This is a genomic window from Streptomyces sp. NBC_00019 (assembly GCF_045041015.1).
GTDB lineage: Bacteria > Actinomycetota > Actinomycetes > Streptomycetales > Streptomycetaceae > Streptomyces.
The window spans coordinates 6,989,188-7,007,733 of record NZ_CP108302.1 but is presented as its reverse complement, the minus strand read 5'-3'; the positions used below and the strand labels follow the sequence as shown (position 1 = coordinate 7,007,733).

Genomic DNA, 18,546 nt, shown 5'->3' with positions numbered 1-18,546 from the left:
GGCACTCCCTGGCGCCTCCCCGGCAGCTCCGCGCACCGCTCCCCGGCGGACCCGGAAACTCCCCCGCGGAGCCGGGCGCACCCGGCGGGCGCGAGTGCCTCCGTGGCGAGGTTCACGTGCTCATCTCTTACTTGATCCCTACCTCGGCCTGTGCCGGGTACCACCCAGTAGGTACCCTGCAACTCATGCGTGCACTTCTCGTGGTCAATCCGGCAGCTACCACCACAAGCGCACGTACGCGCGATGTGCTGATCCACGCGCTCGCGAGCGAGATGAAGCTCGAGGCGGTCACCACCGAGTACCGAGGGCACGCGCGCGACCTGGGCAGGCAGGCGGCGGAGAGCCGGGACGTCGATCTGGTGGTCGCCCTCGGCGGCGACGGGACGGTCAACGAGGTCGTCAACGGTCTGCTGCACGCCGGGCCCGACCCGGAGCGGCTCCCCCGTCTCGCCGTGGTCCCCGGCGGCTCCACCAACGTCTTCGCCCGCGCCCTGGGCCTGCCCAACGACGCCGTGGAGGCGACCGGCGCGATCCTGGACGCACTGCGCGACGGCAGCGAGCGCACGGTCGGCCTGGGCCTGACCTCGGGCACGCCCGGCACGGAGGACGAGGCGGTGCCCGCGCGCTGGTTCACCTTCAACGCGGGCCTCGGTTTCGACGCCGGTGTGGTCGGCCGGGTCGAGCAGCAGCGGGAGCGTGGCAGGAAGTCGACGCATGCGCTGTACGTCCGCCAGGCCATGCGTCAGTTCTTCGGCGAGGCCCACCGCCGGCACGGCACGATCACCTTGGAGCGCCCGGACGCCGATCCGGTGACGGATCTGGTGCTGTCCATAGTCTCGAACACTTCTCCGTGGACGTTCCTGGGCAATCACCCGATGTACGCGTCGCCTAAGGCCTCGTTCGATAAAGGCCTCGACGTACTCGGTCTCAGCCGAATGACGACCACCGCGGTTGCCCGGTATGGCACCCAGTTGCTCACTTCGTCCCCCGAGCGTGGCCCGCATGGCAAGCATGCGTTCTCCCTGCACGACCTGGACCAGTTCACCTTGCATTCCAAGGTGCCCCTGCCCCTTCAGATGGACGGCGACCACCTAGGGCTGCGTACGAGCGTGACGTTCACAGGCGTACGCCGTGCACTGCGTGTGATTGTGTGAGCAGAAAGGGCTGAAGTCCTTTCACTCGAACGTTTAGGCCAGGATCCACCCCATGGAAGTACGGCTGTGACCTAGTCGACACCGAGGAATCAAAAAAAACTTTCCGGAAGGGGTTGTATCCGCCGCTGAGGTTTGCGAGTCTCTACGTGGCGATCGGGACAGCCCGCAACACCGGCTCCACAGATCACCGGAACCCCTCTTCAATCACAGGACCTCGTCAGGGAAACCTGACCGGTGGCCCTTCACTTGTTGAGGGATTCGTGAAAGCGTTCACATTCACAAGCAACTTGCATGTAATACCAAGGAGAGGTAGCAGCCATGGACTGGCGTCACAACGCCGTTTGCCGCGAGGAAGACCCCGAGCTCTTCTTCCCCATCGGCAACACCGGTCCTGCGCTGCTGCAGATCGAGGAAGCCAAGGCCGTCTGCCGCCGCTGCCCCGTCATGGAGCAGTGCCTGCAGTGGGCGCTCGAGTCCGGCCAGGACTCCGGCGTCTGGGGTGGTCTCAGCGAGGACGAGCGTCGCGCTATGAAGCGCCGTGCCGCCCGCAACCGGGCCCGTCAGGCTTCTGCCTGATACACCCACCCCGCCTGAGCTTGGCGGCGCGTACAGCGAGTACGCATCTCCCGCCCCCGAGCCGCAGCGCGCAGTACCCCCGATGCGCAGCACAAGCTGGCAACGAGCATTCGAGCCCCGGACCACTTCAGGTCCGGGGCTTCTTGCTGTGCCCGTTTACTGAACACAGCGCGTTTCACTCCTACTTGTTCGCGCTCACCGGAACGTCCAGGATCACCCGGGTGCCGCCCTCCGGTGCCGGAACCATGTCGAACGTTCCGCCCAACTCGCCCTCGACCAGCGTTCGTACGATCTGAAGACCGAGGTTGCCCGCGGTGTGCGGGTCGAAGCCCTCGGGCAGACCGACCCCGTCGTCCTGGACCGTGACGAGGAGGCGGGCGTCCTTCGTCGTACCACCGCGGACGGCCGAGACCTCGACCGTGCCGGTTTCACCCTCGCGAAAGCCGTGTTCCAGGGCGTTCTGGAGGATCTCGGTCAGCACCATCGACAGCGGGGTGGCGACCTCGGCGTCGAGGATGCCGAAGCGACCGGTGCGCCGGCCGGTGACCTTGCCGGGCGAGATCTCCGCGACCATCGCCAGGACCCGGTCGGCGATCTCGTCGAACTCCACGCGCTCGTCCAGGTTCTGAGACAGCGTCTCATGCACGATCGCGATCGACCCGACCCGTCGTACCGCCTCTTCGAGGGCTTCGCGGCCGCGATCGGAATCGATACGGCGGGCCTGGAGGCGCAGCAGGGCGGCGACCGTCTGGAGGTTGTTCTTCACCCGGTGGTGGATCTCCCGGATGGTCGCGTCCTTGGTGATCAACTCGCGCTCGCGGCGCCGCAGTTCGGTGACGTCGCGGAGCAGGACCAGCGAACCGATGCGGGTGCCCTTGGGCTTCAGCGGGATCGCCCTGAACTGGATGACCCCGTCGCCCGACTCGATCTCGAACTCGCGCGGCGCCCAGCCGCTGGCGACCTTGGCGAGCGCCTCGTCCACCGGGCCGCGGGTGGGGGCGAGTTCGGCGGTGGTCATGCCGAGGTGGTGGCCGACCAGGTCGGAGGCGAGGCCGAGACGGTGGTAGGCGGACAGCGCGTTCGGGGAGGCGTACTGGACGACACCGTCGGCGTCGAGACGGATCAGGCCGTCGCCGACGCGTGGGGCGGCGTCCATGTCCATCTGCTGGTTCGCGAACGGGAAGGATCCGGCCGCGATCATCTGCGCGAGGTCCGACGCGCTCTGCAGATAGGTCAGTTCGAGGCGGCTCGGGGTACGCACGGTGAGCAGGTTGGTGTTGCGGGCGATGACACCGAGGACGCGCCCCTCCCGTCGTACGGGGATCGACTCGACCCGTACGGGGACCTCTTCGCGCCACTCCGGGTCGCCCTCGCGCACGATCCGGCCCTCGTCGAGCGCGGCGTCGAGGAGCGGGCGGCGGCCGCGTGGGACGAGGTGGCCGACCATGTCGTCCTGGTAGGAGGTGGGGCCGGTGTTGGGGCGCATCTGCGCCACGGACACGTACCGGGCGCCGTCCCGGGTGGGCACCCACAGCACGAGGTCGGCGAAGGAGAGGTCGGAGAGCAGCTGCCACTCCGACACCAGCAGATGGAGCCACTCGAGGTCGGAGTCGTCGAGAGCGGTGTGCTGGCGGACCAGTTCGTTCATGGAGGGCACGTGTGCGAGCGTACCTGGCGGTATGTGGATGGCCTAAAAGCGCCGGGGATCGTACGGCCGTACACACCGACCCGGTCCGAACGAGCCCTGAGAACACCCGCGGGCCGCGGCGCCTGAGAGGGACCCTCAACCCTCTCGGCACCGCAGCCCGGAGCAACATCGGCCGCGGGGTGTGCGGTCCCGGTCGGCCGAAGGATGAGGAGCCGGGGCAGTCAGGGCAGAGAGCACCGGTTCCTCGGTCCGCCTTCCTGTGCGGGGAAGACGGAAGTCTGTGTATTCAGTTCTCTGCAACGCATTGTGGACTAGACCACTCGATGTGTCCATGCGTTGGAGGCTGTTCGTTGTTGTCAGTTCTCCGAGGGTCCCCGAAGTGGCTCGACCCCCGCTGGAGAACTGATCGGACGCCCTAGCATCCACCACGCAGCCTAACCCGTGTGGGTTCATGTGCGGGGCCAGATGGCCATGGCAATTTCCGCGAGCGCTTCCAGTTCCGCCCGGCTCGCCCCGTCGCGCGCCTGCTGGGACATTCCGTTGATGATCGCCCCGGTGTGGCGGGCGAGCGCGGCGGCGTCGACGCCGGGCGGGAGTGCGCCGGTGGCGATGTCCGCCCGGATACGACTCTCGAAGGCGGCGATGGTGGCGTTGCGCCGGTCGCGCAGGGAGTCCGCGACCTCCGGGGTCGTGCAGTTGATGGCCGCGTGGGCGATGAGACAGCCGTGCGGGCGCTCCGGGTCCGTGTACCTGGCGGCGGCTTCCCGCAGGGTCCGCTCCACCACGGCGCGGGCGGTGGGTTCCTCGGCGAGGGCCCGGTCGGCGAAGGCTGCGTAGCGGGCGGTGTAGACGCGGACGGCTTCGTCGAAGAGGGAGCGCTTGTCGCCGAAGGCGGCGTAGAGACTCGGGGCGCCGATGTCCATGACCCGGGTGAGGTCGGAGACCGAGGTGGCCTCGTAGCCGTGCTCCCAGAAGGCGAGGATCGCCTTCTCCAGGGCGGTCTCCCGGTCGAAGGAACGGGGCCGGCCGCGAGTCCGGGCCGCGGGTCCGGTCTGCGCCTTCGTCTCCTCGCTGCTCACCATGGAGTGCATTTTATAGCGGGTGCTAGAGAATTGTCGGCACGCTGTTGTACGGTCTTTCTGTATCGACCGCTAGGGAATTGCGAGGGGGCGTCGGCATGGGTGGCACGGGTGTGCTCGCGGGCAGGACGGCACTGGTCACGGGAGCGAGCAGGGGGATCGGACGGGCGGTGGCCGAGCGGCTGGCGCGCGACGGGGCGCGGGTCGCCGTGCACTACGGCAGCAATGAGGCGGCGGCGAAGGAGACGGTCACCGCGATCGAGGCGGCGGGCGGGAGCGCGTTCGCGATCCGGGCCGAGCTGGGCGTGCCCGGCGACGCGGAGTCCTTGTGGGAGGCGTTCGACCGGCATGCGCAGGGACTGGACATCCTGGTCAACAACGCGGGCATGGCGCTCTTCGCCACCGTCGAGGAGACGGACGAGGAGCTCTACGACCGGACGCAGGCGGTCAACGCCAGAGCGCCGTTCTTCATCGTCAAGCACGGCCTGCGGCGACTGCGCGACCACGGCCGGATCATCAACGTCACGGCGGCGACGGACGCCGCCATCTCCCCCATCGCCGCCACCCACATGGCCAAGGGAGCCGTCACGACCCTGACCCGCTCCCTCGCGGCCGAGCTGGCACCGCGCGGCATCACCGCCAACTCGGTCGGGCCCGGCTTCATCGACACCGACCTGACGAGCGCGGCCCTGGCCGACCCCGCGATACGTGCGCACGCGGAGTCCGTGTCGGTCTTCAAGCGCGTCGGCACCACGTCCGACGTGGCCGATGTGGTGGCGTTCCTGGCGTCACCGGACTCCCGCTGGGTCACGGGGCAGCACATCGATGCGACCGGGGGGTCCTTGCTGAGCCTGCACTAGCTCTCCGGCCGAGCCCGCCCCGGCCGTCAGCGGGTCTCCGTCACCTTCGCCAGGGCGCGCGGCGCGTCCGGGTCCTGGCCGCGGGCGATCGTGACCTCGTAGGCGAGGAGTTGCAGCGGGATGATCTCCAGGACGGGCTGGAGCTCCTCGGGGACGCCCTCGGTGGGCAGGACGAAGCCGGCCGATGCCTGTCCGACCTGGCCTGCGGGACCGATGACGACCAGGTCGGCGCCGCGGCCGCGCAGTCGGTCGAGGACGGGCTGGAGAGCCTCGCCGCCCTTGCCGTCGGTGACGACCGCGATGACCGGGGAGACGTTGTCGACCATGGCAAGGGGGCCGTGCAGAAGGTCGGCGCCGGAGTAGGAGAGGGCGGGGATGTAGCTGGTCTCCATCAGCTTGAGGGCGGCCTCCTTGGCCGTGGGATAGCCGTAGCCGCGTGAGGTGATCACCATGCGCTCGGCGAAGCGGTAGCGGGAGGCGAGGGCGCGGACCTCGTCCTGCCGGGCGAGGAGCTGTTCGGCGAGGTCGGGCAGGGTTTTCGCGGGGGCGCCGTCGCCGCCGCGCAGGCCCTCGACGAAGAGATAGAGCGCGAGGAGGGAGGCGGTGTAGGTCTTGGTCGCGGGGAGCGCCTTCTCCGGTCCGGCCATGATGTCGACGTGGTACTCGGAGACGCCGGCCAACGGTGAGTCGGGGTTGTTGGTGACGGCGAGGGTGATCGCGCCGGCCTCGCGGGCGGCCCGGGTCGAGGCCACGAGGTCCGGGGAGCCGCCGGACTGACTGACGGTGATGACCAGGACGTCGGTGAGGTCGGGGCGGGCGCCGTAGGCGGTGGTGGTCGACATCGAGGTCAGACCGCAGGGCAGGCCGAGGCGGATCTCCAGGAGGTACTTGGCGTAGAGCGCGGCGTTGTCGGAGGTGCCGCGGGCGGTGAGCAGGACGAAGCGGGGGTTGCGGGCGGCGATCTCCTGGGCGACCTGCCGGATGCCGGGGGCGCCCTCCTCCAGGATCCGGCGGAGCACGGCAGGCTGCTCGGCCATCTCTCGGGCCATGATCCGGCCGGGGAGTTCGCTCTGGGGCTCCGATGTCGTGGCGGTCATGCGAGGTCCTCCCGAGTGGGGCCGTGCGTCCGGTTCTCGAGTGGCCGGTGGCCTCTCCTATTCCACTCCCCCGGGCCCGGAGACGCCTGTGCGGGGTGCGGATCCGTCCGTCCCGGCACCTCGTCCACACCTGTTCGCAGCCGTCTCGTACGGGCCGCTTCACCTGGGCAGGGAAAGCTGATTCTGTTAAATTGGTCTAAACCACATAGCCCTTTCAGAACGGCAGGCCCAGCGTGGAAGTTGTCATCGTTCCGGACGCCAAGTCGGGCGGCGAGCTCATCGCCGAGGCCATGGCGCAGCTCCTGCGGCGCAAGCCCGACGCGCTGCTCGGCGTGGCCACCGGCTCGACACCGCTGCCGATCTATCAGGCGCTCACCGCGAAGGTGCGGGCCGGTGCGGTGGACGCCTCGCGGGCGCGGATCGCCCAGCTCGACGAGTACGTGGGGCTCCCTGCCGAGCATCCGGAGTCGTACCGGTCGGTGCTGCGGCGCGAGGTGCTGGAGCCGCTGGGGATCGGGATGTCCTCCTTCATCGGACCGGACGGCACGGCGGAGGACGTCCAGGGGGCGTGCGAGGCGTATGACGCTGCGCTGGCGAACGCCGGGGGTGTGGATCTGCAGTTGCTCGGGATCGGGACCGACGGGCACATCGGGTTCAACGAGCCGTGTTCCTCGTTGGCCTCGCGGACCCGGATCAAGACGTTGACCGAGCAGACTCGGGTGGACAACGCGCGGTTCTTCGACGGTGACATCTCGCAGGTGCCGCATCACGTGATCACTCAGGGGATCGGGACGATCCTGGAGGCCCGGCATCTGGTGCTGCTCGCCACGGGTGAGGGGAAGGCGGACGCGGTGGCGGCGACGGTGGAGGGGCCGGTTGCCGCGGTGTGTCCGGCGTCGGCGTTGCAGTTGCACCCGCATGCCACCGTGGTCGTCGATGAGGGGGCGGCGTCCAAGTTGAAGTTGGCGGACTACTTCCGGCACACGTTCGCCAACAAGCCGGACTGGCAGGGGATCTAAGGGCAGTTCGCGGGCTGCTGGCCGTATGTGAGCGAAGACAGGCGCCGGTTCCCTTCCAAGGAACCGGCGCCTGTCTTGTCGTACCGGCTACTCCCCCGCGATGACCTCCGCCGCCGCCCTGCCGCACACCCTCGCCGCGCCGTGCGTCGCGATGTGCAGGGCGCCGCGTGCGGGAGCCTGGGGGACGCCCATCTCGACCACGATCGTCTCCGGGCGGCTGCGGAGGACGCTGTCCAGGGCTGCCGTCATCCAGGGGTGGCGGTGTTCGTCGCGGACGACGGCGACGATGCGGCGCCGACCCGCTGCCGCCAAGGCGGCCATGCCGGCGCCCTCGCCCGCGAAGCTGCCCGTCTCCGTGCCGGGCAGGAGGCGGGTGAGTTCCGCGGCCACGCCCCACGGGGTCTCGTCGCCCACCGCGAAGTTGGCGACCGGGGTGAAGGCGGCGACGTAGGGCGGTTCGGTGAGAGGGGTGGAGTTCTCGGCGCCGGTCAGGGTGAGGGCTCGGCGGGCTGCGCGGAGGCCCACCTCCGGGCCCGCCTCGGTCTCCGTGTCGGCCGCCGATGCCGCCGCGGTCCAGCGGGCCAGGGAGCGGACGCGTTCCGCCGCGTCCGCCAGGCGCTCCTCGGGGAGTTCGCCCGAGCGGACCGCCGACACCAACGCGTCGCGCAGACGTCGTACCGTCTCGTCGTCCGCCAGGCCGCCGCCCACGCAGATCGCGTCCGCGCCGGCGGCGACGGCCAGCACGCTGCCGCGTTCGATGCCATAGGTGTCCGCGATGGCCCGCATCTCCATGCCGTCGGTGACGATCAGGCCGTCGTAGCCGAGTTCGCCGCGAAGGAGGTCCGTCAGCACCTTGTGGGACAGCGTCGCCGGGTGCTCGGGGTCCAGGGCCGGGACCAGGATGTGGGCGCTCATCACCGCGCGGGAGCCGGCGGCGATCGCGGCGCGGAACGGGGAGAGTTCACGGGACATCAGCACCGGGAGGTCCACGTCGATACGCGGCAGGGCGTGGTGGGAGTCGATCGCCGTGTCGCCGTGGCCCGGGAAGTGCTTCGTGCAGGCGGCGACTCCGGCCGACTGAAGGCCCGTGACGTAGGCCGCCGTGTGCCGGGCGACCAGGTCCGCGGAGGCGCCGAAGGAGCGGACGCCGATCACCGGGTTGTCCGGGTTCGAGTTCACGTCGGCCGACGGGGCCCAGTTGAGGTTGACCCCGCAGGCGGCGAGTCGGCGGCCCAGTTCGGAGGCCACCTCGCGCGTCAGGTCCACGTCGTCGACCGCGCCGAGTGCGTGGTTGCCGGGGAAGGAGGAGCCCGTCCGCACCTCCAGGCGCGTGACGTCGCCGCCCTCCTCGTCGATGGCGACCAGGACGTCGTCGCGTTCGGCGCGCAACTGGGCGGTGAGCGCGGACAGCTGGTCCGGGGACGTGATGTTGCGGCCGAACAGGCCCACCGAGGCGAGCCCCTCCCCCAGGCGGCGCAGCAGCCAGTCGGGGGCGGTGGTGCCGGTGAAACCGGGCTGGAGGACGGTCAGGGCGTCGCGGGTGAGTGTGTCCGTACCGCTGGCGAAAGTCGTCATCGGGTGGCGTTATCCCTTCACCGCGCCGGCGGTCAGACCCGCGGCCATCTTGCGCTGGACGAGGAGGAACAGGACGACGATCGGCACGGCCATCAGGGTCGATCCGGCCATCATCGGGGCGTATTCGGTGCCGTGCTTGGTGGTGAAGTTGCCCAGCCAGACGGTCGCCGTCTGGTTCTCCTGGCTGAGCAGCATGAGGGCGTAGAGGTACTCGTTCCAGGCCTGGATGAAGCCGTAGACCGAGGTGGCGACCATGCCGGGGGCGAGGAGCGGGAAGACCACGCGCAGGAACGCGGTCGTGCGGGAGCAGCCGTCCACCATCGCCGCCTCCTCCAGCTCCTTCGGGATGTTGACGATGAAGCCGCGCAGCGTCCACACCGTGAAGGGGAGGATGAAGGTCAGATAGGTGAGGACCAGGCCGGACAACCGGTCGTACTGACCGAGGTCGTTGAGCAGCAGGAAGACCGGGATGATCATCGCGACCAGCGGGACCATCTGGACCGCCAGGATGCCGACGATCACGATCTTGCGGCCGCGGAACGCGAACCGGGAGATGGCGAGCGCGGCCAGCAGGCCGATGACGACGCCGATCGCCACCACCGAGAGGGACACGATGAGGCTGCGGCCGACCGGGCCCCAGAAGTCGGCGATGTTCAGCGCCCGGTCGAAGTTGGAGAACGTGATGCCGGTGGGCAGCAGGCTCGGATCCGGGTCGATGGCGTCCTTGGCCGGCTTGAAGGCCGTGTTGAGCATCCAGTAGACGGGGAAGCCGGCGGTGACGAAGACGAGGAGACCGAGGAGGTTCCAGCCGGCCTTGGACTTCCGGCGCCCTGAACGGCCCTGCGAACCGCGCCCCGAGGTGGCGATCGCGCTCGTGCTGGTCATTCGACGTCTCCGATCTTCAGCATCTGACGCATGTAGACCGCGACCACGCCGAGCAGGAGCAGCACGGTGAGCAGGGCGATCGCCGAGCCCTGGGCATAGTCGTTGACCACGAAGGCACGGTCGTAGGAGTAGGTGGTGAGGAGCTGGAACTCGGCCTCCGGATGCCCGTTGCGCATCACGAAGACCTGCGGGAAGACGCCCATGTCCCAGATGACCGAGAGCGTCGTGAGCATCACGATGATCGGCTTGAGGATGGGGAGGGTGACGAAGCGGAAGACGCCCCAGGCGCCCGCGCCGTCGAGGCGGGCCGCCTCCTCCAGCTCGGCCGGGACCTGGGTGAGCCCGGCGCTGAGGGTGATCACGACGAAGGGGACGGCTCCCCAGACCACCAGCAGCATGATCACGGCCAGACCCTGCGGTCCGCTCGCGAACCAGTTGTGGCCGACCATCTCGACCCCGGGCAACTTGCTGAGCAGCGCGTTGAGGATGCCGTAGTCCGCGTCGAAGAGCCACTTGAAGACGGTGGTGGCGACGATGATCGGCATGCCCCAGCTGGCCACGAGGGCGATGTTGACGAGGGTCTTCACCCAGCCGGAGACCCGCTGGAGCAGCAGCGCGATCAGCATGCCGGCGACCATCGTGAAGATGACGCAGCCGGCCGCGAAGACGACCGTGCGCACGACGACCGCCCAGAACTCGCCGTCGCCCAGCACCTTGCTGAAGTTGTCGAACCCGACCGACTCGGCCGGCTTGAAGCCCCACAGCTGGGACTGCCCGAACTCCTGGAAGGACAGGGTGACCAGGCGGACCAGCGGATAGCCGAGGACGAGCGCCAGGATCAGCAGACAGGGGGCGAGCAGCAGCCAGGGGGTGCCGGCTCCGCCGGAACTCCGCCCTCCGGATGGCTTCTTCCCCACGGCCGGTGCTGGTGGTGGTGACTGCCGCGCCGGCGGCACTTTGGCAGTGGTCGTGTCTGCGGCACTCATCCGCGCGCTCCTCAGCGGTCCCTCAGGTCGTACGAGAAGCAGGGCCCCGTCACGCTCAACGGGGCCCCGCCGATGGTCACTTGGTGTTGATGACCTTGTCGATCGCGGCGTCCGCTTCCTTCGCGGCGTCCTCGACCGACTTCTTGCCGGTGCCGATGGACTGCAGCATGGTCTGCAGGACCTGGGCCTTCTCGACCTGGCCCCAGCCGGGCGCCATCGGGACGAACCAGTTGGACTCGGCCGCGGTGGCCGGGACCGCCGTCGCCGGGTCGTTCTTCAGGGTGGCGAGGTCGGTCTTGTTGTTGGGCAGGTTGCCCTTGGCCATCAGGCCCTTCTGGCCGGCGGAGCCCGTGAAGGCGTTGATCCACTCGGCGGCGACGGCCTGCGCGTCGGACTTCACCGGTACGGCGAGGTCGGAGCCGCCCAGGAAGACGGGGAGGTTCTTGCCGGACGGGCCGGGCATCACGAAGTTCTCGACGTTGCCCTCGAGCTTGCCGGTCTTGTCGTTCTCCTTGGCCGCGGCGGTGGCGCCCTCCCACGCGGGAGCGAAGATCATGCCGGACTTGCCCTGGCCGTAGACGATGTAGCGGTCGGACTCGTCCTTGGTCTTGTCGCCGTGCATGTACGTGTCGACGACGTTCTGGAACGCCTTCAGGCCCTTGACGGACTCGGGCGAGGAGAGGTTGGCCTTCCACTGGCCGCCGGACTCGACCGCGATGGAGCCGCCGGCGTCGTAGACGAAGGACATGGCCGCGTACCAGTCACGGGTGGGCTGGTACCACGCGTTGAACTTGTCGCCCTCCTTCTTCTGGACCTTGTCCAGGGCGGCGGTGAGCTCGTCGTACGTCTTCGGCGTGGACTTGACGCCGACCGAGGCGAAGAGGTCCTTGCGCCAGTTGGCGACGCGGCCACCGGCGTAGTACGGGACACCGTAGGTCTTGCCGTCGTAGGTCACCGAGGCCTTGAGGCCGTCCAGCCAGGCGTCCGAGCTGTCGAACTTCGCCGGGTCGACGGGCGCGAAGGCGCCCTTGACCATGTAGCTCAGCATCTCGGTGTTGCCCATCTCGACCACGTCGGGGGCCTTGTCGGTGGCGAGGACCGCGTCGAGCTTGGCGTTCTTGTCCGGCCAGCCGTAGTACTCGTGCTTGATCTTGATGCCCGGGTGCTTCTTCACGATCGCCGCGTCGGCGGCCTTCACCAGCTCGGGCCAGTTGTTCTGCGCGTCCACGGTGAGCCAGACGGTCAGTTCCTTGGCGTCGGCGCCGCTGTTGTCCGAGCTGCCGCTGTCACTGTCCCCACATGCCGCGATGGAGACCATCATGCCCGCGATACCGATCGCGGCTATCAGCTTGCGCTTCACGCCACCCTCCTCAGGGATGCCACAAACCCCCCTGCCTCCCCGCACGAGCGTTGGGCCGGGACCTGGACCAATGGTGTAGACCAGTAACCGGAGCTTGGAGCAGACCAACAAGCCTGTCAAGGGTGTCCGAACCGGCTCCGACCAGCCGTTATGGGACCTACATATGCAGGAACCTTTAAGTAAGAAGCCCTCGAAAACATGGGCCGCGGAGGGCAGACTTCCACTAGACCATTTGACCTGGTGGACTAGACCAAAAGAGACCGCGACGGTATACAGAGGGGATCACGGAGCGTACGGGGGACACCCCGGTACGCTGCCGTGCCACGATGTGAGCCGCATCCGGAGCCGGGAAGGCAGAGCATGAGCACCGACGTCAGCAGTGCGGAGAACGAGGGCGGGGCCGGCGTCCGTACCGCGCGCGTGCCCAAGTACTACCGCCTGAAGAAGCACCTGCTCGACATGACGGAGACACAGTCGCCCGGTACGCCGGTCCCGCCCGAGCGCACCCTGGCCGCGGAGTTCGACACCTCCCGCACGACCGTCCGCCAGGCCCTTCAGGAGCTCGTCGTCGAGGGCCGCCTCGAACGCATCCAGGGCAAGGGCACCTTCGTCGCCAAGCCGAAGGTCTCCCAAGCGCTCCAACTCACCTCGTACACCGAGGACATGCGCGCCCAGGGCCTCGAACCCACCTCGCAGCTCCTGGACATCGGCTACATCACCGCCGACGACCGCCTCGCCGAGCTCCTCGACATCACGGCCGGCGGCCGGGTGCTGCGCATCGAGCGCCTCCGCATGGCGAACGGCGAGCCGATGGCCATCGAGACGACCCACCTCAGCGCCAAGCGCTTCCCGGCACTGAGGCGCAGTCTCGTGAAGTACACGTCCCTCTACACCGCCCTCGCCGAGGTCTACGACGTCCATCTCGCCGAGGCCGAGGAGACCATCGAGACCTCGCTGGCCACCCCCCGCGAGGCCGGCCTGCTCGGCACCGACGTGGGCCTGCCGATGCTGATGCTGTCCCGCCACTCCCTGGACCGGGACGGGCAGCCGGTGGAGTGGGTCCGGTCGGTGTACCGCGGGGACAGGTACAAGTTCGTGGCGAGGCTCAAGAGGCCTGTCGAGTAGCGCTCTTTCCATGTCGAGCAGAGCTTCTTCAATACCGCACGCGGTGTAGCGGAACCGCACATCCTGCTCTACGGTCCTCCCGTCTCCGTATGGACGGGAGGACCGCGCTGTGCGTACCGCGAACGTCCGAACCATCGCCATCTGGACCGTCGTCGCGCTGATCGCCGCCACGGGCTGGGCCGTGCTCGCACTCTCCCGCGGTGAGGACGTCTCCGCCGCCTGGATGGTCGCGGCCGCCCTCGGCTCGTACGCGATCGGCTACCGCTTCTACTCGAAGTTCATCGCGTACAAGGTCCTCAAGGTCGACAGGACCCGGGCCACCCCGGCCGAACGCCTCGACAACGGCATCGACTTCCACCCCACCGACCGGCGCGTCCTCCTCGGCCACCACTTCGCGGCGATCGCCGGCGCCGGACCGCTCGTCGGCCCCGTGCTGGCCGCGCAGATGGGCTATCTGCCCGGCACGATCTGGATCATCGTGGGCGTGATCTTCGCGGGCGCCGTCCAGGACATGGTGGTGCTGTTCTTCTCGACCCGGCGCGACGGCCGCTCGCTCGGCCAGATGGCCCGCGAGGAGATCGGCCCGTTCGGCGGCGCGGCAGCGCTCATCGCGGCGTTCGCCATCATGATCATCCTGCTCGGTGTGCTGGCCCTGGTCATCGTCAACGCCCTCGCACAGTCGCCCTGGGGCACCTTCTCCATCGCGATGACCATCCCGATCGCCCTGCTCATGGGCTTCTATCTGCGGGTCCTGCGCCCCGGCCGGGTCGCCGAGGTCTCGCTCATCGGCGTGGCGCTGCTGCTGTTCGCCCTGATCGCGGGGCGCTGGGTCGCGGAGTCCTCGTGGGCCGGCACCTTCACCCTCGCGCCCTCGACGCTGGTCGTCTGGCTGGTGGCGTACGGCTTCATCGCCTCGATCCTGCCGGTGTGGATGCTGCTCGCACCGCGCGACTACCTCTCCACCTTCATGAAGATCGGCACGATCTTCCTGCTCGCACTCGGTGTCGTCGTCTCCCTGCCGACCCTGAAGATGGACGCGGTCACCGACTTCGCCTCGCGCGGCAACGGCCCTGTCTTCGCGGGGTCGTTGTTCCCCTTCGTCTTCATCACCATCGCCTGCGGCGCCCTGTCCGGCTTCCACTCCCTCATCTCCTCCGGCACCACGCCGAAGATGATCCAGAAGGAGACGCAGGTCCGGATGATCGGCTACGGCTCCATGCTGATGGAGTCGTCGGTCGCCGTGATGGCACTGGTCGCGGCGAGCATCATCGACCCGGGCCTGTACTTCGCGATGAACGCGCCCTCGGGAGCGATCGGCACGACCGTGCAGGAGGCCTCGCGGGTGGTGACCGGGTGGGGCTACGCGATCTCCCCCGACGACCTGGCCCGCGCGGCCGAACGGGTCGAGGAATCAAGTCTGTTGTCCCGGACCGGCGGGGCGCCCACCCTGGCCATCGGGGTCTCGGAGATCTTCTCCAAGGTCACTGGCGGGAGCCTGAGGGCCTTCTGGTATCACTTCGCGATCATGTTCGAGGCGCTGTTCATCCTGACCGCGCTCGACGCCGGCACCCGCGTGGGCCGGTTCATGCTCCAGGACATGCTGGGCAACGTCATCAAGCCCTTCAAGAACATCAGTTGGAAGCCCGGCCTGGTCATCACCAGCGCGATCGTGTGCGGTCTGTGGGGGTACTTCCTCTGGGTGGGCGTCCACGAACCCCTCGGCGGGATCAACCAGTTGTTCCCGATCTTCGGCATCTCCAACCAGCTCCTCGCCGCCGTCGCCCTGGCCGTCTGCACCACACTGCTCGTGAAGTCCGGACGCCTCAAGTGGGCCTGGATCACCGGGATCCCGCTCGCCTGGGACGCCACGGTCACGCTGACCGCGAGCTGGCAGAAGGTGTTCTCCAGCGATCCCAAGGTCGGCTTCTTCAAGCAGCGCCAGATCTTCCAGGACGCCATCGACCGGGGCGAGGTGCTGCCGCCCGCCAAGAGCATGGACGACATGCGCACCGTGGTCACCAACTCCACGGTGGACGGCGTACTGACGGCCGTCCTCGCGCTGCTGATCGTCGTGGTGATCGCCGACGCCCTGCGGGTCTGCGTCCGGCACGTACGCCGTCCCGCGCTCTCCACGCTCAGCGAGTCGCCGTACGTCGAGTCGAAGATCGTCGCCCCGGACGGGCTGTTCCCGACCCGGGAGGAGAAGGAGGAGGCACGCCATGAGGTCGGCACTGCGGCGGGCAGTTGAGGGGGTGCGCTGGTACGTGCGTGAGCTGACCGACGAGTCGGCGTACGACCGCTATGTCGCGCACGTCCGCCGGGACCACCCGCAGGCGGACGTGCCGACCCGGCGGGCGTTCGAGCGGATGCGGACGGACCGGCAGGAGGCGGACCCCCGGCAGGGATTCCGCTGCTGCTGACACCGATTCCGGACCTTCACCGAATCGACATACCGATATGCGGACGAGGTCTTCCACTCCTGTCACACCGTGACCTAGATTGCCTGCGCGTTACACGGTGATCAGTGAGGGGATCGGAGCCGCCGTATGTCAACAGATTCGCCCGAGGCCAGACCACCGGTGGTGACACCCGTGCGGGTCGTCATCGCCCTGTGCCTCCTGGCACCGTTCGTCGCCATGCTGTGGGTCGGCTCGTACGCCAAGGTCGACCCCACGTTCATAGGCATCCCGTTCTTCTACTGGTACCAGATGCTGTGGGTGCTCATCTCCACCGCGCTGACGATGGTCGCGTACAAGCTGTGGCAGCGTGACCAGCGCGGCCGCCGGGAAGGTGCCTCCAAGTGAACGACGGCGTGAACGGCGTGGCACTCGCCGTCTTCATCATCTTCTTCCTGGCCGTCACGGTCATGGGCTTCCTGGCCTCGCGCTGGCGCAAGGCCGAGAACGAGCACACGCTGGACGAATGGGGCCTGGGCGGCCGGTCGTTCGGCACCTGGATCACCTGGTTCCTGCTCGGCGGCGACCTCTACACCGCGTACACCTTCGTCGCCGTACCGGCGGCGATCTACGCGGCGGGCGCGGCCGGCTTCTTCGCGGTGCCGTACACGATCCTCGTCTACCCGCTCATCTTCACCTTCCTGCCCCGGCTCTGGTCGGTCTCCCACAAGCACGGCTATGTGACGACGTCCGACTTCGTGCGCGGCCGGTGGGGCTCCAAGGGCCTGTCGCTGGCGGTGGCCGTCACGGGCATCCTGGCGACGATGCCCTACATCGCCCTCCAACTCGTCGGCATCCAGGCGGTGCTGGACGTGATGGGCGTCGGCGGCGGGGAGAACACCAACTGGTTCGTCAAGGACCTCCCGCTCCTCATCGCCTTCGGTGTGCTGGCGGCGTACACCTACTCCTCGGGTCTGCGTGCCCCCGCGATGATCGCGTTCGTGAAGGACACGCTGATCTACATCGTCATCGCGGTGGCGATCATCTACATCCCGATCAAGCTGGGCGGGTTCGACGAGATCTTCGGCGCGGCGAACGACAAGTACACCGCCGCCAAGGCGGGCGGCCTGGTCCCGCTCGAGGCGGGCCAATGGACGTACGCCACGCTGGCGTTGGGCTCCGCGCTCGCGCTGTTCATGTACCCGCACTCGATCACCGCGACGCTCTCCTCCAAGAGCCGTGAGGTGATCCGCCGCAACACCACGATCCTGCCGCTGTACTCGCTGATGCTGGGCCTGCTCGCCCTGCTGGGCTTCATGGCGATCGCGGCCGATGTCGACGTCACCAACCCGCAGTTGGCGATCCCGCAGCTCTTCGAGGACATGTTCCCGAGCTGGTTCGCGGGCGTGGCCTTCGCGGCGATCGGCATCGGCGCGCTGGTGCCGGCGGCGATCATGTCCATCGCGGCCGCGAACCTCTTCACCCGCAACATCTACAAGGACTTCATCAAGCCGGACGCGACGCCGGAGCAGGAGACGAAGATCTCCAAGCTGGTCTCGCTGCTGGTGAAGGTGGGCGCCCTGGTCTTCGTCCTCACCATGGACAAGACGGTCGCCATCAACTTCCAGCTCCTGGGCGGCATCTGGATCCTCCAGACCTTCCCGGCGCTGGTCGGCGGCCTGTTCACCCGCTGGTTCCACCGCTGGGCACTGCTCGCGGGCTGGGCGGTCGGCATGATCTACGGCACGGTCGCGGCGTACGGCGTGGCCTCCCCCACGCAGAAGCACTTCGGCGGCTCGTCGAAGGAGATCCCGGGCATCGGCGAGATCGGCTACATCGGTCTGACGGCGTTCGTGCTCAACGTGGTGGTCACGGTGGTCCTCACCTTCGTCCTGAGGGCCGCGAAGGCCCCCGAGGGCGTCGACGAGACGCGCCCCGAGGACTACACGGCGGACGCGGGCGACCCGGGCGTACAGGTGGAGCTGCCGCCGGCGACCGCGGGTTCCGCTCACTGAGGGTCACGGTGATCGACGGGCCGCCGGAACATCCGGCGGCCCGTCAGCGTGTCGGTCGGGCACACTCGCCCTCATGGACATCGAGATCCGGGCTGCGGACCCCACCGAATACGACGCGATCGGCGAGATCACGGCCCAGGCCTACCTCCTGGACGGCCTCCTCACCTTCGGCGAGAGCGACTGGTACCTGGGCGAGTTGAGAGACGTCGCCAAACGAGCCGCGGCGGCCGAGGTACTCGTGGCCCTCCTCGGCGGCGAGCCGATCGGCACCGTCACCTACGTCCCCGCCGGCGGCCCCATGGCCAACCTCGCCCGCCCCGGAGAGGCCGAGATCCGCATGCTGGCCGTGTCCCGGGCGGCCCGCGGCAGAGGAGCCGGCGAAGCCCTCGTCCGCGCCTGCGTCGACCGGGCCAGAGCAGCCGACGGCTGCACCGGCATGGTCCTGTCGACCCAGCAGATCATGCACGCCGCGCACCGCATCTACGAACGTCTCGGCTTCACCCGCGTCCCCGCACGCGACTGGAACCCGATCCAGGGCGACGAGTTCACGCTTCTCACCTACGAGTTGACTCTCTGAAGTCGCTGCGACACAACATCTAGGGGTGCCAACAGAACCCGGCACAAGATGTATGCTCATGCTCGCTGTCGCCGCAGGGGAATCCGGTGCGAATCCGGAACTGTCCCGCAACGGTGTACTCATGCGTGCATAAGCACATATGAGAGTCAGTCCGAGGACCTGTCGACAGTGTGCCCAGGCCGCCGTGGCCCGGG

General features: G+C 68.5%; 17 protein-coding genes and 1 riboswitch. Of the genes, 10 read left to right on the top strand and 7 right to left on the bottom strand.

Going from position 1 to position 18,546, the window contains the following annotated elements; genetic code table 11:
• The first annotated feature begins 185 nt into the window (after positions 1 to 185).
• On the top strand, positions 186 to 1,154 hold the full coding sequence (locus OHU89_RS33220; protein ID WP_046260433.1) for a diacylglycerol kinase family protein: 969 nt from the start codon (positions 186 to 188) through the stop codon (positions 1,152 to 1,154).
• A 318-nt stretch (positions 1,155 to 1,472) separates the two neighbouring features.
• Positions 1,473 to 1,730, top strand: coding sequence for a WhiB family transcriptional regulator (locus tag OHU89_RS33215; RefSeq protein ID WP_016639615.1), 258 nt, complete (start codon positions 1,473 to 1,475; stop codon positions 1,728 to 1,730).
• Between the two features lie 181 nt (positions 1,731 to 1,911).
• Here the strand turns inward: OHU89_RS33215 and OHU89_RS33210 are convergent, their stop codons facing one another.
• Both OHU89_RS33210 and OHU89_RS33205 read right to left on the bottom strand, forming a co-directional pair.
• The gene (locus tag OHU89_RS33210) at positions 1,912 to 3,378 is read right to left on the bottom strand and encodes a sensor histidine kinase (RefSeq protein WP_405654761.1); all 1,467 of its coding nucleotides are present in this window, start codon (positions 3,376 to 3,378) and stop codon (positions 1,912 to 1,914) included.
• 449 nt (positions 3,379 to 3,827) lie between these two features.
• Positions 3,828 to 4,460, bottom strand: coding sequence for a TetR/AcrR family transcriptional regulator (locus OHU89_RS33205; RefSeq protein ID WP_266888185.1), 633 nt, complete (start codon positions 4,458 to 4,460; stop codon positions 3,828 to 3,830).
• Between the two features lie 95 nt (positions 4,461 to 4,555).
• On the opposite strand from OHU89_RS33205, the gene OHU89_RS33200 reads away from it, so the two are divergent.
• A complete protein-coding gene (locus OHU89_RS33200; RefSeq protein WP_405648402.1) occupies positions 4,556 to 5,317 on the top strand; it encodes an SDR family oxidoreductase in 762 nt (253 codons plus the stop codon).
• 26 nt (positions 5,318 to 5,343) lie between these two features.
• Here the strand turns inward: OHU89_RS33200 and OHU89_RS33195 are convergent, their stop codons facing one another.
• On the bottom strand, positions 5,344 to 6,414 hold the full coding sequence (locus OHU89_RS33195) for an SIS domain-containing protein (RefSeq protein WP_405648400.1): 1,071 nt from the start codon (positions 6,412 to 6,414) through the stop codon (positions 5,344 to 5,346).
• A gap of 233 nt (positions 6,415 to 6,647) precedes the next feature.
• Here OHU89_RS33195 and nagB point away from each other — a divergent pair, with 233 nt between their 5' ends.
• The gene (gene nagB / locus OHU89_RS33190) at positions 6,648 to 7,433 is read left to right on the top strand and encodes a glucosamine-6-phosphate deaminase (protein WP_389956917.1); all 786 of its coding nucleotides are present in this window, start codon (positions 6,648 to 6,650) and stop codon (positions 7,431 to 7,433) included.
• 87 nt (positions 7,434 to 7,520) lie between these two features.
• Here nagB and OHU89_RS33185 read toward each other — a convergent pair whose 3' ends face one another.
• The 4 genes from OHU89_RS33185 to OHU89_RS33170 all read right to left on the bottom strand — a co-directional run bounded on the left by OHU89_RS33185 (position 7,521) and on the right by OHU89_RS33170 (position 12,239).
• Positions 7,521 to 9,008 carry a glycoside hydrolase family 3 protein gene (locus tag OHU89_RS33185; RefSeq protein ID WP_405648398.1) on the bottom strand — a complete coding sequence of 496 codons (1,488 nt, stop codon included), beginning with the start codon at positions 9,006 to 9,008 and terminating at the stop codon, positions 7,521 to 7,523.
• 9 nt (positions 9,009 to 9,017) lie between these two features.
• Positions 9,018 to 9,893, bottom strand: coding sequence for a carbohydrate ABC transporter permease (locus OHU89_RS33180; protein ID WP_405648396.1), 876 nt, complete (start codon positions 9,891 to 9,893; stop codon positions 9,018 to 9,020).
• Entirely contained in the window at positions 9,890 to 10,879 is a 990-nt protein-coding gene (locus OHU89_RS33175) for a carbohydrate ABC transporter permease (protein ID WP_405648394.1), read from the bottom strand. The genes OHU89_RS33180 and OHU89_RS33175 overlap by 4 nt, the downstream gene beginning before the upstream one ends.
• A gap of 76 nt (positions 10,880 to 10,955) precedes the next feature.
• A complete protein-coding gene (locus OHU89_RS33170) occupies positions 10,956 to 12,239 on the bottom strand; it encodes an extracellular solute-binding protein (RefSeq protein ID WP_361479656.1) in 1,284 nt (427 codons plus the stop codon).
• Between the two features lie 360 nt (positions 12,240 to 12,599).
• Here OHU89_RS33170 and OHU89_RS33165 point away from each other — a divergent pair, with 360 nt between their 5' ends.
• The 6 genes from OHU89_RS33165 (at position 12,600) to OHU89_RS33140 (ending at position 18,352) form a co-directional block, all read left to right on the top strand.
• Entirely contained in the window at positions 12,600 to 13,364 is a 765-nt protein-coding gene (locus tag OHU89_RS33165; RefSeq protein ID WP_267014908.1) for a GntR family transcriptional regulator, read from the top strand.
• Positions 13,365 to 13,473: 109 nt separating this feature from the next.
• Positions 13,474 to 15,612, top strand: a complete 2,139-nt coding sequence (locus OHU89_RS33160) for a carbon starvation CstA family protein (RefSeq protein WP_405648391.1) — start codon at positions 13,474 to 13,476, stop codon at positions 15,610 to 15,612.
• A complete protein-coding gene (locus OHU89_RS33155) occupies positions 15,584 to 15,784 on the top strand; it encodes a YbdD/YjiX family protein (protein WP_405648389.1) in 201 nt (66 codons plus the stop codon). Before OHU89_RS33160 ends, OHU89_RS33155 begins: the two co-directional genes overlap by 29 nt.
• A 126-nt stretch (positions 15,785 to 15,910) precedes the next feature.
• Complete coding sequence (locus OHU89_RS33150) at positions 15,911 to 16,168, top strand: DUF3311 domain-containing protein (RefSeq protein WP_405648387.1); 258 nt, start codon at positions 15,911 to 15,913, stop codon at positions 16,166 to 16,168.
• Entirely contained in the window at positions 16,165 to 17,775 is a 1,611-nt protein-coding gene (mctP, locus tag OHU89_RS33145) for a monocarboxylate uptake permease MctP (protein WP_405648385.1), read from the top strand. The genes OHU89_RS33150 and mctP overlap by 4 nt, the downstream gene beginning before the upstream one ends.
• 73 nt (positions 17,776 to 17,848) lie before the next feature.
• The gene (locus OHU89_RS33140) at positions 17,849 to 18,352 is read left to right on the top strand and encodes a GNAT family N-acetyltransferase (protein ID WP_405648383.1); all 504 of its coding nucleotides are present in this window, start codon (positions 17,849 to 17,851) and stop codon (positions 18,350 to 18,352) included.
• A 77-nt stretch (positions 18,353 to 18,429) separates the two neighbouring features.
• Positions 18,430 to 18,512, top strand: a riboswitch (cobalamin riboswitch).
• Positions 18,513 to 18,546 lie beyond the last annotated feature (34 nt).

Bases quoted from the DNA above. Each gene is read 5' to 3' on its own strand.
- OHU89_RS33195 (WP_405648400.1), bottom strand. From the start codon at position 6,414: ATGACCGCCACGACATCGGAGCCCCAGAGCGAACTCCCCGGCCGGATC.
- OHU89_RS33205 (WP_266888185.1), bottom strand. From the start codon at position 4,460: ATGGTGAGCAGCGAGGAGACGAAGGCGCAGACCGGACCCGCGGCCCGG.
- OHU89_RS33155 (WP_405648389.1), top strand. From the start codon at position 15,584: ATGAGGTCGGCACTGCGGCGGGCAGTTGAGGGGGTGCGCTGGTACGTG.
- OHU89_RS33165 (WP_267014908.1), top strand. From the start codon at position 12,600: ATGAGCACCGACGTCAGCAGTGCGGAGAACGAGGGCGGGGCCGGCGTC.
- OHU89_RS33175 (WP_405648394.1), bottom strand. From the start codon at position 10,879: ATGAGTGCCGCAGACACGACCACTGCCAAAGTGCCGCCGGCGCGGCAG.
- OHU89_RS33150 (WP_405648387.1), top strand. From the start codon at position 15,911: ATGTCAACAGATTCGCCCGAGGCCAGACCACCGGTGGTGACACCCGTG.
- OHU89_RS33220 (WP_046260433.1), top strand. From the start codon at position 186: ATGCGTGCACTTCTCGTGGTCAATCCGGCAGCTACCACCACAAGCGCA.
- OHU89_RS33200 (WP_405648402.1), top strand. From the start codon at position 4,556: ATGGGTGGCACGGGTGTGCTCGCGGGCAGGACGGCACTGGTCACGGGA.
- OHU89_RS33210 (WP_405654761.1), bottom strand. From the start codon at position 3,378: ATGAACGAACTGGTCCGCCAGCACACCGCTCTCGACGACTCCGACCTC.
- OHU89_RS33180 (WP_405648396.1), bottom strand. From the start codon at position 9,893: ATGACCAGCACGAGCGCGATCGCCACCTCGGGGCGCGGTTCGCAGGGC.
- OHU89_RS33215 (WP_016639615.1), top strand. From the start codon at position 1,473: ATGGACTGGCGTCACAACGCCGTTTGCCGCGAGGAAGACCCCGAGCTC.
- OHU89_RS33185 (WP_405648398.1), bottom strand. From the start codon at position 9,008: ATGACGACTTTCGCCAGCGGTACGGACACACTCACCCGCGACGCCCTG.
- OHU89_RS33140 (WP_405648383.1), top strand. From the start codon at position 17,849: ATGGACATCGAGATCCGGGCTGCGGACCCCACCGAATACGACGCGATC.